This window comes from uncultured Streptococcus sp. (assembly GCF_963511325.1).
Taxonomy (GTDB): Bacteria; Bacillota; Bacilli; order Lactobacillales; family Streptococcaceae; genus Streptococcus.
In genome coordinates, this window is sequence record NZ_CAUPII010000023.1 from 16484 (window position 1) to 31149 (window position 14666).

Annotated in this window: 16 protein-coding genes; 1 reads left to right on the forward strand and 15 read right to left on the reverse strand. The window is 38.8% G+C overall.

Annotated elements, in window-relative coordinates:
• Positions 1-32 precede the first annotated feature (32 nt).
• From RQ973_RS07085 to RQ973_RS07150, 14 genes are all read right to left on the reverse strand, one after another.
• Complete coding sequence (locus RQ973_RS07085; protein ID WP_049503620.1) at positions 33-452, reverse strand: F0F1 ATP synthase subunit epsilon; 420 nt, start codon at positions 450-452, stop codon at positions 33-35.
• Positions 453-462: 10 nt separating this feature from the next.
• Positions 463-1869 carry a F0F1 ATP synthase subunit beta gene (gene atpD / locus RQ973_RS07090; RefSeq protein WP_075230498.1) on the reverse strand — a complete coding sequence of 469 codons (1407 nt, stop codon included), beginning with the start codon at positions 1867-1869 and terminating at the stop codon, positions 463-465.
• 191 nt (positions 1870-2060) lie between these two features.
• Positions 2061-2939, reverse strand: a complete 879-nt coding sequence (locus tag RQ973_RS07095) for a F0F1 ATP synthase subunit gamma (protein WP_049549330.1) — start codon at positions 2937-2939, stop codon at positions 2061-2063.
• 15 nt (positions 2940-2954) lie between these two features.
• Complete coding sequence (gene atpA / locus RQ973_RS07100) at positions 2955-4460, reverse strand: F0F1 ATP synthase subunit alpha (protein ID WP_016465716.1); 1506 nt, start codon at positions 4458-4460, stop codon at positions 2955-2957.
• A 14-nt stretch (positions 4461-4474) separates the two neighbouring features.
• The gene (locus RQ973_RS07105; protein ID WP_311518313.1) at positions 4475-5011 is read right to left on the reverse strand and encodes a F0F1 ATP synthase subunit delta; all 537 of its coding nucleotides are present in this window, start codon (positions 5009-5011) and stop codon (positions 4475-4477) included.
• Positions 5011-5505: a F0F1 ATP synthase subunit B gene (gene atpF, locus RQ973_RS07110; protein WP_000366310.1), complete on the reverse strand. Its 495-nt coding sequence runs from the start codon at positions 5503-5505 to the stop codon at positions 5011-5013. The genes RQ973_RS07105 and atpF overlap by 1 nt, the downstream gene beginning before the upstream one ends.
• 18 nt (positions 5506-5523) lie before the next feature.
• Positions 5524-6240: a F0F1 ATP synthase subunit A gene (gene atpB / locus RQ973_RS07115; RefSeq protein ID WP_000392935.1), complete on the reverse strand. Its 717-nt coding sequence runs from the start codon at positions 6238-6240 to the stop codon at positions 5524-5526.
• A 32-nt stretch (positions 6241-6272) separates the two neighbouring features.
• Complete coding sequence (locus RQ973_RS07120; protein WP_001054551.1) at positions 6273-6473, reverse strand: F0F1 ATP synthase subunit C; 201 nt, start codon at positions 6471-6473, stop codon at positions 6273-6275.
• A 229-nt stretch (positions 6474-6702) separates the two neighbouring features.
• Positions 6703-7014 (reverse strand): CHY zinc finger protein, encoded by a 312-nt coding sequence (locus RQ973_RS07125; protein WP_006148664.1) that lies wholly within the window; start codon positions 7012-7014, stop codon positions 6703-6705.
• Positions 7015-7027: 13 nt separating this feature from the next.
• On the reverse strand, positions 7028-8314 hold the full coding sequence (locus tag RQ973_RS07130) for a U32 family peptidase (protein WP_261049332.1): 1287 nt from the start codon (positions 8312-8314) through the stop codon (positions 7028-7030).
• Positions 8315-8439: 125 nt separating this feature from the next.
• Positions 8440-10650 carry a ComEC/Rec2 family competence protein gene (locus RQ973_RS07135; protein WP_311523368.1) on the reverse strand — a complete coding sequence of 737 codons (2211 nt, stop codon included), beginning with the start codon at positions 10648-10650 and terminating at the stop codon, positions 8440-8442.
• A complete protein-coding gene (locus RQ973_RS07140) occupies positions 10634-11275 on the reverse strand; it encodes a helix-hairpin-helix domain-containing protein (protein WP_311523370.1) in 642 nt (213 codons plus the stop codon). The genes RQ973_RS07135 and RQ973_RS07140 overlap by 17 nt, the downstream gene beginning before the upstream one ends.
• A 65-nt stretch (positions 11276-11340) precedes the next feature.
• Entirely contained in the window at positions 11341-11910 is a 570-nt protein-coding gene (locus tag RQ973_RS07145; RefSeq protein ID WP_311523371.1) for a GNAT family N-acetyltransferase, read from the reverse strand.
• 161 nt (positions 11911-12071) lie between these two features.
• Positions 12072-12686 carry a hypothetical protein gene (locus RQ973_RS07150; protein ID WP_311523372.1) on the reverse strand — a complete coding sequence of 205 codons (615 nt, stop codon included), beginning with the start codon at positions 12684-12686 and terminating at the stop codon, positions 12072-12074.
• 179 nt (positions 12687-12865) lie between these two features.
• Between RQ973_RS07150 and ald the strand changes: the two genes are divergently transcribed.
• Positions 12866-13978: an alanine dehydrogenase gene (gene ald, locus RQ973_RS07155; protein WP_311523375.1), complete on the forward strand. Its 1113-nt coding sequence runs from the start codon at positions 12866-12868 to the stop codon at positions 13976-13978.
• A 353-nt stretch (positions 13979-14331) separates the two neighbouring features.
• Here the strand turns inward: ald and RQ973_RS07160 are convergent.
• Positions 14332-14666: LPXTG cell wall anchor domain-containing protein (locus RQ973_RS07160; protein ID WP_311523376.1), on the reverse strand; the 335-nt coding region annotated here is incomplete at its 5' end.

The following is a 14666-nucleotide window of genomic DNA, read 5'->3' on the forward strand; positions in this document are numbered from 1 at the left end:
GGTCGGGATCTTTTTGTCCCAACCTCATTTTTTTATAGTTTATTTCCGACATTGATTCGGTTAATAGCACGTTGTAATGCAATCTTAGCACGACGCTCTTGGTCAATCAAGTGTTTGTCTTGTGCTTCTTCAATTTCACGTTCTGCACGAAGTTTGGCACGTTCTGCACGGCTAATATCGATATCACGAGCACGCTCAGCTGAGTCTGCAATGATAGTAATCACATCATTTGCAATCTCGATGATTCCTCCATTTACTGCTATCCAGTTGACATGAGAATCATCATCAATACGTTTGACTTTAACTTCATCAACTGCTAATACCGCAATCATATTTTGATGTCGTGGCAAGATCCCCATCTCACCATCCAGAGTTCGAACTGATACAAAGCTGGCATGGTGATCATAGACGAGACCATCTGGTGTCACGATCTGGACAGTTAACTGAGCCATAGATCACCTCTTAAAATCCCATTTTTTCAGCCTTAGCAATAACATCTTCGATTGAACCTACTCCACGGAAGGCATCTTCTGGGAGATGATCGTGTTTTCCTTCAAGAATTTCCTTAAATCCACGAACTGTTTCCGCTACTGGAACATAAGAACCTGGTTGACCAGTAAATTGTTCCGCAACGTTGAAGTTTTGTGAAAGGAAGAACTGAATACGACGGGCACGAGCAACCAAAGTTTTTTCTTCATCAGAAAGTTCATCCATACCAAGGATCGCAATGATATCTTGCAACTCATGGTAACGTTGAAGGACACGTTTAACTTCAGCAGCAACTGCGTAGTGTTCTTCTCCAACGATTTCAGGCGCTAAAGCACGAGAGCTCGAAGCAAGTGGATCAACGGCTGGGTAGATACCCAATTGAACCAATTTACGTTCCAAGTTGGTAGTTGAATCCAAGTGAGCGAAGGCTGTTGCTGGCGCTGGATCAGTATAGTCATCCGCTGGCACGTAGATAGCCTGGATAGAGGTTACAGAACCTTTCTTAGTTGAAGTGATCCGTTCTTGTAATTGACCCATTTCTGTTGCGAGAGTTGGTTGGTAACCAACGGCTGATGGCATACGGCCCAAAAGGGCAGATACTTCTGAACCAGCTTGTGTGAAACGGAAAATGTTGTCAATAAAGAGAAGAACGTCTTGACCTTCTACATCACGGAAGTATTCAGCGATTGTCAAACCAGTAAGGGCAACACGCATACGTGCTCCTGGTGGCTCATTCATCTGACCAAATACCATGGCTGTTTTCTCGATAACGCCTGATTCCTTCATTTCCCAATATAAGTCGTTCCCTTCACGAGTACGTTCCCCAACACCAGTAAATACTGAAATACCACCGTGTTCTTGGGCAATGTTGTGAATCAACTCTTGAATCAAGACAGTCTTACCAACTCCGGCACCACCGAAGAGCCCGACCTTACCACCTTTAAGATATGGGGCAAGAAGGTCGATAACCTTAATCCCTGTTTCTAAAATTTCTGAAGAGGTAGACAACTCATCAAAAGTAGGTGCTTTTTTATGAATTGGCTGACGCTCTGCATCTTCTCCAAAAGGAGCTTCCAAGTCAATAGTGTCTCCCAAAACATTGAAGACACGTCCCAAGGTTTCTTTACCTACTGGTACAGAGATTGGACGACCTGTGTCCAATACTTCCATTCCACGAGTCAAACCATCTGTTGATTCCATGGCGATGGTACGAATCATACCATCCCCCAACTCTAAGGCTACTTCAAGGACGATTTTTGTTTTCTCTTCGTCATTTTTGTAGACGACAAGTGCATTGTTAATCTCAGGTAGTTTTTCTCCAGCTGCAAACAAAACGTCTACAACGGGTCCGATAACCTGAGCAATTTTACCTGAACTCATCTCCTTCTCCTATTCTATATAAGATACTGTCGGTTCCTAGAATGACTAGGTCCTAATACTCTTCGAAAATCAAATTCAAACCACGTCAGCGTCGCCTTACCGTACTCAAGTACAGCCTGCGGCTAGCTTCCTAGTTTGCTCTTTGATTTTCATTAAGTATAAGTTCATTTTCATACGAGCTGGACTAGAGCCTATTCTAAGGCACTAGCTCCTGCCACAATTTCTGTGATTTCTTGTGTAATCGCCGCCTGTCTGGCACGGTTATACTGGATTGTCAAATCATTAATCACTTTTTTGGCATTATCAGTCGCTGTTTGCATGGCTGTCATACCAGCAGCATTTTCAGCTGTCTTGGCATCAATAATAGCACCATAAATCATACTTTCTGCAAACTGTGGCAGCAATTGATCCAAGATTTCTTCACGACTTGTTTCAAGGTCAAATGTCAAGCTATAGTTATCATCTGCTTCATTTGGATCCAAGTCCACGATTGGAAGCATCTGTTCTACACGCATTTGACTTGTCAATGTATTTACGTGGTGGTTGTAGCAAACGTAGAGCTCATCAAAAAGTTCATTTTGATACATTTCAATCGTTTTAGAGATAATCTTACGAACTTCATCAAAGCTCGGTTGACTCGCAAGTCCACGCAATTCATAGATTGGTTGAATACCGCGTGATTTGAAGAAATCGGCTCCCATACCACCAATACAGATGACTTCAAAATCATCACCTGAAGGATGGTATTCTTGCTGGATTTCCATGACAGCTTTTAAGATTGAAGAATTATATCCTCCAACAAGACCACGGTCAGATGTAATGACGATATAGCCTGTTTTTTTGACGGGGCGACTAATCAACATTGGGTTTGTTGATCCGCCAGCGCCATCTCCGTGAAGGATATCTGTAACCAGTTTACGTACTTTTTGTGCATAAACTTGGAAGTTACGTGCTGCTTCTTCAGAACGACCTAACTTAGCTGCAGAAACCATCTGCATTGCGTTAGTGATTTGACTAGTATTTTTTGTTGAGGCGATTTTTGTTTTAATATCATTTAGAGATACTGCCATCTGACACCTCTATTCTTATTGGAAGCTTGATTGATTGAGAAACTCAGTAATCGCAGCATCCAAGACTGCTTCATCTGGCAAGTCTTTTGTTTCACGAATGGTTTCCAAAATTTCAGGATGTTGAGCATCAAAGAACATATGGAACTCTTCTTCGAAACGAACGATATCGTCTACAGGAATTGTATCCAAGAAACCATGGGTCAAAGCATAGAGAATAGTAACTTGTTTCTCAACAGGTAATGGTTTGTGAACAGGTTGTTTCAATACTTCAACAGTACGACGACCACGGTTCAATTTAGCCTGAGTAGCTGCATCCAAATCAGAACCAAATTTAGTGAAGGCTTCTAACTCACGGTATGAAGCAAGGTCGATACGGAGTGTACCAGCAACTTTCTTCATGGCCTTTATCTGTGCAGAACCACCAACACGAGATACGGAAGAACCCGCATCAATAGCTGGACGGATACCTGCATTAAAGAGACTATCACTTAGGAAGATTTGTCCATCCGTAATAGAGATTACGTTTGTAGCGATATAGGCTGAGATATCTCCAGCTTGTGTCTCGATAAACGGAAGGGCTGTGATAGATCCTCCACCCAATTCATCCGAAACTTTAGCTGAACGTTCAAGTAGACGGCTATGAAGGTAGAATACATCCCCTGGGAAGGCTTCACGACCTGGTGGACGACGGAGCAAGAGAGAAAGTTCACGATAAGCTACCGCTTGTTTAGATAAGTCATCATAAACAATCAATACGTGCTTACCTTGGTACATAAATTCTTCCGCCATAGCAACCCCTGCATAAGGTGCAAGGAAAAGCAATGGTGAAGGTTGGGAAGCTGACGCTGTCACGACGATTGTGTAATCCAAGGCTCCGTACTGACGAAGTGTTTCTACTTGTGTACGAACTGTTGATTCTTTTTGACCAATCGCTACATAGATACAAATCATATCTTGACCTTTTTGGTTCAAGATTGCATCGATAGCGATGGTAGTTTTCCCTGTTTGACGGTCACCGATAATCAACTCACGTTGTCCACGACCGATTGGAACAAGGGCATCAATAGCTTTCAAACCAGTTTGCAATGGTTCTGATACTGATTTACGTTGCATAACACCAGGAGCTGGTGCTTCAACTGGACGAGTTTTGTTTGTGTCGATTGGACCAAGTCCATCTACTGGACGACCAAGTGGATCCACGACACGTCCAATCAAGCTATCACCAACTGGAACTTCCATGATTTTTCCTGTACGACGAATGGTATCGCCTTCGCGGATATCTGTAAAGTCTCCAAGGATGATAATACCAACATCAGTTGATTCTAAGTTTTGCGCCATACCATAAGAGCCGTTTTCAAAAATCAACAACTCTCCACTCATGGCATTTTCTAGGCCATGAGCACGCGCAATTCCGTCACCGATGTAGGTTACAACACCAGTTTCAGTCACATCAAAATTGGGTTTGAAATTTTCAATTTGTTGCTTAATTAAAGCGCTGATTTCTTGTGCGTTAATTGCCAAAAGAACACCACTTTCTATTTCAAATTTTCCTTAACAACTTTAAGTTGTTGTTTAATACTAACATCAATTGTCTTGTGATTGGCGATAATAACAAAACCACCGATTAAACTATCGTCGATTTCTTCTTTAATGCTACGCACTTTTAAAGACATCTTTTTCTCTATAATTGGAAGCAAACGGTCTTTCTGTTCATCCGTTAGAGGATGAGCAGACATAATCGTTACTTCAAAACGATTCGTTTCTCTCTCAAGACGGTTTAAACAATCTACAATCACATCATAAAAAAGATTTGAACGATGATTGTACAACAGAACTTGAATGAAGTTTTGTAATAATGGTGATGCTGAATCTTGGAAGAAACTTACTGTTTTTTCCTTGTCAGACTCATCAACATCTACCTGAGCCAAAAAAGAAGGCAAGTCTGTTTCTTCAGCGACTTGCTTAATCTGGGTCAAGTCTGAGAAGATAGAATCTTCTTCTCCTTTTTCAATCACCAATTGGACAAAAGGCATGCTGTATTTTTCAATTACCTTTACTGTCTTTTTGTCCATTAAGCTTCTCCTAGCTGATCAATATACTGATCAATGAGTTCTTTATGGGCATGACCGTCAAGGTTTTGTGAGATGATTTTTCCAGCTAGACTAACTGTCAAATCTGCTACCTCACCTTTAACGCTTTGTAAAGCCTCAGCTTTGTTTTGCGCAATTTCTTGGTTAGCTTTTTCTTTCAAGCGACCAGCTTCTAGCTTAGCTTCAGCCAGAATATCTGATTTGCTCTTTTCAGCTGTTTCCTTTGCATTCTCGATAATCGTTTTAGCTTCGGTACGGCTACCTGCTAGCTCAGCCTCTCGCTTACTTGCTAGTTCCTCAGCCTTTTTACGAGCTTCCTCAGCACCATCAATATCTGAAGAAATCTTTTCAGCACGTTGATCCAAAATACTGGTAATATTTCCCCAAGCATATTTCTTAACTAAAAAAATTAATAAAAGGAAGGAACCAGCGATAAGAATAAAGTCACCGATAATGGTACTAATAGTTAAATCCATCTTCTAATCCTCCTCTACTTACTCTTCCTCACCATTTACCTTTTTACCAATGTACATAGAAGACAACATGGTAAATACATACGCTTGAATACATGAAATGAAAATTGAAAAGGCTGTCCATAACATGTTTGCAATAAAGGCAAAAGGATACCAATAAAAGGCATATTGTGACAAGGCTAATAACAATCCTGCCAAGACCTCACCGGCGAAAATATTTCCGTAAATCCGAATCGCCAAGGAGGCAAAATTGGTGAACTCTTCTAAAACGTTCATCGGAGTCATAAAGCCAGGAGTAACAAATGCTCTCAAATATTCTTTAACGCCTCTACGACGAATTCCTTCTACATGGGCGATCAAAGTGATCAATAAGGAGAGGGATAAATCGTATCCAAGGTTGGCTGTTGGGGAAGTCCACAAGTTATAACCGTTTGTTGTTTGTACTTTTGCCATTAAGCCAATATTGTTGGCAACCAAGATAAACAGAAATAGAGAGAACAAGAACAAGGAATAATCCTTGATATATGAATCTCCAATGTTTGGTTTTGTAAAACCAATCACAAAGTCATAAATCATCTCAAGAGCATTCTGTTTGCCCTTTGGACGGATGGCCATTTTACGACTTGCCCAGTAGACAAAGGCAAAAACCATCAAAACAGTTACAAGAGACATGGCAAGCAGGGTCAAATCAAAGGATATTGGTCCAATATTAACGGTTGGATTCAAACTTTCTTCCATGGTTTGACACCTCCATTTCTAAATAGAGTTGTCTATTTGATAACGAATGACATCGCCAAGGTTACAAAGAAAGTTCCTTCGATAAAGGCAATCCCCATGATCATCAAACTACGCAATTGAGGGATGATATCTGGTTGGCGTGCTGCAGATTTGAACAAACCGTTCATCAAAAATCCTTCTGCAAGAGATACACCCATACAGGCAAGACATAGACCGAAAAATGTTAAATTCATGACGAATTCTCCTTTTTAAAATTAAATTTACTTCCCTAGTTTAGTCCTAAAATTTGCTTTTGTCAACTTTTTACTAGCATTGAAAGCGTTTCTAATCATTTATTTCTATTTTTACGATTTTCAAGACAATCATATAGAAAATTTTAATGTCTTTTCAGGTTATTTTCCTTATCTTTCCTATTTTTCTGAAAAGAAAAATCCAAGTTTTACAACTTGGATTTATCGTTTCTTATTTAAAATAATATAAATGGTGGCTCTGGCAAGCTGGATTGAATGCAGCTTTACAGTGAGGACAGTTTCCTTTCTCTGTATATTCCTCATAAGTTAGGGTCGTCTTACAGGAACCACATAAGATAGGTTTATTCTGTTTAAGTCTTAAAGGATAGGGAGAAAATGTGTGCTCCTCTAGCGTATTGTGACACTGATAACAGGCATAGTATTTCTTACACTCATTACACTGGAGCGCTACGATATCTTTATCACTATGGTAATGAACACATCTGCTTTCATCATCTACTAGTAATCCATGAGCTTGAACCATTGACTTTCCTTATCTAGGCACGAACTGTAACGCTTGTTCCATCTTCTTTGTAAAGATTAATCAAACCTTCTTTCAAAGCACGGACCATATCACCTGCTTGTACTGGTTGTGGAACCTTGATAGTTAAAAGTTCCATTGGATTTGGTGCACGGTCAATCTTGTTACCTTTGGCATCATGAAGGTCTTCGATATAAGTTTCAAAATGGCGGAAACCTGGGCCATAAAACTCAACTTGGTCTCCTTCGTTGATAACGTTACGTTGGCGAATAGTTGCTGTTTGCGTTGCATCATCATAAGATACTACTTCAGCAACAAACTTGTATTCTGGAATCTTACGACGAGCACCGAACAGTTGTTCATTTTCAGATGGTGTCCCATAGTAGAAACCTGTAGCCAATTCACGTTGAGCCACCTTCCACATTTCATCAATCAAGTCTTGCTTAATAGCCTCAAACTTTTCAGGGCTCTCAAGATAAGCATCAACGGCAGCCTTGTAGCAGTTTGTCACTGTTGAAACATAGTGGATAGACTTCATACGTCCTTCAATTTTAAGACTGTCCACACCATTTTCAATCATATCTGGGATATGGTCAATCATAGACATATCAACCGCAGACATGGAGAACTCTTCAGGAATTTCTCCCTTAAGACTCTTACGCTCTTTACCAAATGGCATATCGTAAAGGTCATATTTCCAACGGCAAGATTGTGAACATCCACCACGGTTAGCATCACGCATACTCATATGGTTAGAGAGCGTACAACGACCAGAGTAGGAAATACACATCGCACCATGTACGAATGCTTCGATTTCTACATCTGTACGTTTACGGATTTCTGCCAACTCTTCCATAGAAACCTCACGCGCCAAAACAACACGCGTCAATCCAAGTTCTTTCCAGAATTCAAGAGTTTCATAGTTGGTCGCACTAGCTTGTGTTGAAAGGTGGATTTCAAGTCCTGGTGCTTCTGTTGCTGCAATCATGATTAAGGCAGGGTCAGAAACGATAACCGCTGCAATACCAATATCACGCAACTTACGGAACCATTCTCCGGCACCTTTTTCATTTCCTTCGTGCATAACCATATTGGCAGCCACATAAACCTTAGCTCCATACTTAGCCGCGAACTGAACTCCTTCTTCCATTTGTTCGAAAGTAAAGTTTCCCGCACGGCTACGTAGACCATAGGCCTGACCACCGATAAAGACAGCATCTGCTCCGTATTGAACAGCTACTTTTAGTTTTTCAAGAGTTCCTGCAGGTGATAGAACCTCAGGACGTTTCAAAGTTTTTGTCATTTTTTCTCCTATTTGCAATATAAAAGTTTGACACCAATCTTAACTATTTTATAGTAAACAGGATTCAAAATCAAGCCTTGAATGATTGTTTAGACAATTTTAATGTTTAGTTTTCTCTGAAAACGTTATTGAACAGTTTCAACATTCCAAGTAGTCCATCCCTTGAAACGAATGGCGCCCTTTTGATTCGTTTGGTATATAGAATTCCCAAGTTCTTGGTTACTTTCCCCATTTTTTTCTTTGAATTTTTTCTTCTTGTCTACCGAAATAACCGTGATTTTTGGGTGTACATTTTTGAAGATTTCGATATCTGTCTTTTTCTTCGATGCTTGCTGATGAGTTATCACTACATCTGCTTGGAGTTTTGGATAATGACTCGTTAAAAACTTCTCCTCTATATTTCCAGTAACTAGAAAGGTTTGGTTTAGTAACTTTCCATACATTGTAATTGAATCATTTTTATCCTTATTTTGAGTTTCGATTACTTCCAAACTACTCCCAAAAACAAATAAGCTGTCTCCTTTTTTAATTGAACGTAGGTTGACTTTTCTCTCCTTCAGCTTATCCATAAATTCTCTTTTAGATAATGTTTCTTCAGTTACTAGGATCTCTTCAAGCTCGAAGGCTTTACTCATTTCTAACACATGATCTAACTGCTTAGTATCACTAGTCGTTAAAACCAGCTGATCAATCTTGGCCACTCCTCGACTTTTCAGATAAGGAATTAAACTACGTTTGGCATTGCTGGTAATAGCTTTCTCCTGCCAGACTTCTTTCTTTTCAACTGCTAGCTTTTCACCAACATCCAGTAGTATGGTCTTTCCTGTCATGTCTCTTAGGAAAATGCTTCGTCCCTGTTCCATATCTAGGACTGTGATTTCATTTTCTAGTGGATGCTTGGTTACTAAAAAGAGTGAGATGGCAACTATAACAAGTATAGATATTTTTTTCACATTCTTTCGATAGTCGTAGATGAGAGCTAAAGTAATCAAAAGAAGGATTAAAATCCAAAGACTCGGCTGACCAAAAACAAGAGGTCTCGTAGATAGCTGAGAAATATATCGTATGATGTTTTCTAGCCATTCAAATAGAAAGTTGAACTGGGTGATGGGATATATAAATGACAGACAGAAGAGAATCGATAAGAGTGGTAACAGAACCATATCAAATAATAATGAAAAAGCAAAGGTCAAAAGAATGGACCACGGTTGAAATTCAGAAAAGTAAAAAGATAAAATTGGCAGAATTCCCAAGGAAATAATACAACTCTCTCTAATCAAACCTTTTATCCCTGCTACTTCCTCACCAGTCATTGTCAGAATAAAGGCATACGCACAGGAAAGAACTCCCCCAGCAGTTAAGAAAAAGTTCGGTATGATTAAAAATAGAATAAGAATCGTTAAAGCAAAATTATCCAGTGACTTAAAGCCATGCTGAGCCAATAGCTTTTGTAGAAGACTACGAATAACTGAAGCTGAAAATCCTGTCAAGCCTGCATAAAACAAAGAAAAGGGATAAGTTAGCCATTTGAACTTCTCTTGTGTCAAGCCCAATCGCAAGAGTGACTTTTTAAAAGCATCCATGAAAAATCCCACTTGCATTCCAGACAAAGCAAAAAGGTGAATAATCCCTAGGCTGGAATAAAGTTCATTCATTTCCTCAAAATCTGTATCTAAATGTCCCAATAAAAGACCTGTCATATAATTGCGCATGGGATCGGGAAAATTCCTTTTTATCCAGACAACTGCTTTTCTCCGCAAACTTGATAGATTTTCTCCAATATCCCAACTGGAAATTTGCTTTAATTCCACAATTTCGGATATGGTCATAGTCTGATAAATTCCTTGTGTTTTGAGATAGTTTCGATAATCAAAACCCGCAAAATTACTGACTCCTTGAGGACTAGCTAGCTTGCCTTTCACAACCATTTCATGTAGTTCAGATAAATCTTGAAATTTTTCCTTTTCAACTTCTGACTGGAGTTTATAATAGACCTGAAAGAGTCTGCCCTCAGCCTTGCCACGAAAAGATAAGCTATCACCATTTACTTTGATGGTATCCGGTAATATTCTCACTGTATCAACCGTGTCTACAAGATTCCGACTGGCTTCTTCTTGCTGCCATTTTTGAAAAATAAACCAACTCCCAAATATGCTGCAAATCAAGAGGACCTTGGTTACCGTCTTCCATGGAAATTGGAAAAAGAGGCAGACCAGTAAAAAAACAAAGCCCAAAAGTGCTAAGACACTCGCTGAAAAGATAGCATAGTAGAACCATAGCAAAAGAAAACTAAGATAGATTTTTGGAATTGGAAAGCGACTAATCCACTGTAACATACTCTTTTAACTTTTCTATCGTTTTTGTACCAATACCAGAAACCTTTTTGAGCTCATCAACTGACTTAAATTTACCGTTGGAATCACGATGGTCGATAATATCTTGAGCACGTTTAGCACCTAATCCTTTGACTTGTTTAAGCTCCTCTAAACTGGCTTTATTGAGATTGACTTTCTTATTTTCCTTGCTGTTAGAAGCATTTGATTGTGTTGCTTGACTAGTATCTTCTCCCTTAGTTGGAACATAGACAAGTGCTTCGTCACTAATTTTCTGAGCAAGATTGATAGACTTACTGTCTGCATTATCTGTCAAGCCACCAGCTTTTTGAACAGCATCATTGATTCGACTTCCAACTGGCAAATCATAGATTCCAGGTGTTTTGACAGCGCCTTTGACATCGACAGTAATCAGATCTTGATCCACTACTTCTTCCTTCTGATTTCCATCTTCCTTTTCATCCGTCGAATCCTTTGAAACAGCTGTAACTTCAGACTGCAAATTACTTTCCTTAGCAGGTGTTTGAGCGACTGGTTTTAGGAGTAAAAATCCCCCCAAGACCAAACCCAAACTAACACAGATGACAATGATTTTATATTCTTTGATTTTCTCAATAAGTTCTTCCATATTTTCTCCTCTCTTAGCTTATTCGTAAGAGAAAGAAAAAACAGCTGAAAAATCTTTTCAACTGCTTACTTATTTGCAAAATAATCTTCCTTGGTTAAAATGTAATGTACACGTGTTACAATTCGTCCTAGTTCTTTATAGTCCATTCTAGCATATGGTTCTTCGTGGGAGAAGTGCATACCTGATTTCTCCATGACTTTTCCTGACGCAGGATTATCCTTATCATAAAGGGCCGTCAACTTATTCATCCCAATCTTTTCAAAAGCCAGTTCAATTACAGCTCTGTTGGCTTCTGTCGTCAAACCTTGATTCCAATATTTTTGATTGATAATGTAACCAATGGCTGCCTTCTTAAGAACAGTATCCATCTTGTGCAGATCAATGGTTCCGATAAATTCTCCAGTACTTTTTAGTTCAATTCCCCATCGTCCCAATGGATTGGCTAGATAAAACTGGGCAATATTGTTCTTAGTTTCCTCTAGACTTTGATTGGTTGGAAAAGTAAATCGCGTATTTTCCTTGTCTGAAGCATATTCAAACATGGCTTCTGCATCATCAAGTGTTACAGGTCTAAGTACTAAGCGTTCTGTTTCGATAATTGGATACTTGGCTAGTTTGATAAATAGTGATTCCATGATTGCACCTCTCAAAATAGATTGCTAAAAGAATAACATAAAAGAAATAGGTTTACAAGTTTTTCATGTGAACAATGAAAAAACACTTCTTTCAAAGATATTTTCTCATTATAAAAATGTTACTCTCATAGTTTCACTCATAAACTTCCAATTATTGTTACCTATTTTCCAAATAAATCTTTAGTAATTAAGGGGAATCCTCCAAAACCTACAAAGCCTGTGTTCCTATCGTCAAAATAGCCTTCACGAAATAAAACTATTCCACCACTACCAACCACATTCTCAATATACTCACTATTTTCTGCTATTGTTTTTGAAAAACCTGACTGTAAAAAAGTGGTAACTTTAAGTCCCTCCGGCAACAATAATAAATGAGCTGTTTGTTTTGCTAGCAAGATTGAAACAATATCTGAAACAGACTCTCTACCTAATACTTGAATTCCACCAAAAAATTTCACTTTATCATTCTTCGTAATCATAATCTCTTGAGAATAAATTGCATTCCTAACTTCCAGGTGTTGCTTTTTTAGCAATTTCCAAAGTTTATAATATTGGGATATTCTAGTATTATCATTAAAGCAATCATCTCCTAATACTAAATATAGATTGAATTTATTTTTAGTTGAATAATCATATAATTGCGAAATCAAATACTGTAAATACTCCTCCCTTCTTCTATAGTCACCAATAATCTCCCATCGTCCCGCATAGATATTAAATGCCGATGTAAAGTGAATAAGAGAAGAATCTATATTGGTATCTTCATAAATAATCACGCAGCTTTTCCCTCACTAAATTAAGTTTATTTTCTAAAAGCTTAACAAAAAATACAATACAAATCAATAATTTCCCTTGCCTTTTAAAGCGGTTTCATATACAATAAAGTCATCACAAAAACTCTGAAGAATGATGTGATACATAAATTGAAACAGCGTAATAGAAAGTGAGTTATCCTATGCTAATTGGAATTCCTAAGGAAATTAAAAATAATGAAAATCGTGTTGCTTTGACACCTGCTGGTGTACAAAGTCTCGTTGGTCGTGGCCACCGTGTCCTCATCGAAACAAATGCTGGACTTGGATCTGGTTTTACTGATGCTGACTATGAAAAGCAAGGAGCAGAAATTGTCGCAACTGCTGCTGAAGCCTGGGCTGCAGAATTGGTTGTTAAAGTTAAGGAACCGCTTGCTAGTGAGTACCAGTTCTTGCGTGAGGATTTACTTCTCTTCACCTACTTGCACATGGCAGCTGCTCCAGAATTGGCAGATGCTATGCTTGCAGCTAAAACAACTGGGGTTGCTTATGAGACAGTCCGTGATATTCAAGGACAACTTCCTCTTCTCGTTCCAATGAGTGAGGTTGCTGGTCGTATGGCAGTCCAAATCGGAGCCCACTTCTTGACGAAACAAGCTGGCGGTTCAGGAGTTCTACTCGGTGGTGTTCCTGGTGTTCCTAAAGGAAAAGTAACCATCATCGGTGGTGGTGTGGTTGGTACGCACGCAGCTCGTATCGCTCTTGGTTTGGGAGCTCAAGTAACCATTCTAGATATCAGCGCTAAACGCCTCTCAGTCTTGGAAGACGTCTTTGGTCACCAAATCCAAACTTTGATGTCTAACCCATTTAATATCGAAGCAAGTGTACGTGAAGCAGACGTTGTTATCGGTGCTGTCTTGATTCCTGGTGCCAAAGCTCCGAAATTGGTAACAGATGAAATGGTCAAACAAATGCGTCCTGGTTCTGTCATCGTTGACGTTGCTGTAGACCAAGGTGGTGTTATAGCGACAGCTGACCGTGTGACAACCCATGATGAACCTGTCTATGAAAAACATGGTGTTCTTCACTATGCCGTTGCCAACATTCCTGGAGCAGTTGCTCGCACATCTACGATTGCCCTTACAAATGTGACTCTTCCTTATATCGAAGCCTTGGCAGGAAAAGGATTTAAGAAAGCTATCCTTGAAAACGCAGGCTTGCTTGAAGGTGTAACAACCTATCAAGGATACCTCACCAGCCAACCAGTTGCAGAAGGCTTGGATCGTGACTTCACTTCAATCAGTGAACTTGTCTAAAATGATTTATAAATTTAAACTACAAAAATAAGAAGCTACATAAAAAACTAGCTTCTAAATCTCAAAAACGAGCATTTCCGTTCTTGGAGATGCTCGTTTTCTCATGTCATGGTTTATAATTTAAATTTTGGTAGACTCTATTTTCTAATCAACGTGATCCATATTTGTCAATACTAACCCTTTCAATCAATTCATTACTTACCTAAACTAAGTCCATTCATAAATCCAAAAAGGGTATCACTATCAAAGCAAACTAACTAATTGAGTTAAAAATGGCTATTTTCACAAAACTGTTTCATCATCACACTAGTTAATCACAGTAAATAAACCTTTTTTTATCTATAGCTTTTGTCTTAATCTTGATCTTTTTTCTTCAATCCAAGAAATGCACCTACGGTAAATATTATTCCGGCAACTAATAACGTGAAGATTTCGCTAACTGTTCCAGTTTTTGGCAACCTATCAGAATGGTTAGTATCCGACTTACTATCAATGTTAGTATGTTTATTAGCTATATTCTCTGGTTCATTAAGATAAACTTCCTTCTTATTTTCAAAGTTTTTAATCATTTCATCAGAAACAATACTGTTGACATCATTAGTTGAATCAGATTGTGTTTTTTCTTTCTTTTTCGATACATCAAAAGTAGGTTTATTTTCCTCCTCCTTTTTCTCCTCTATTTTCTTGA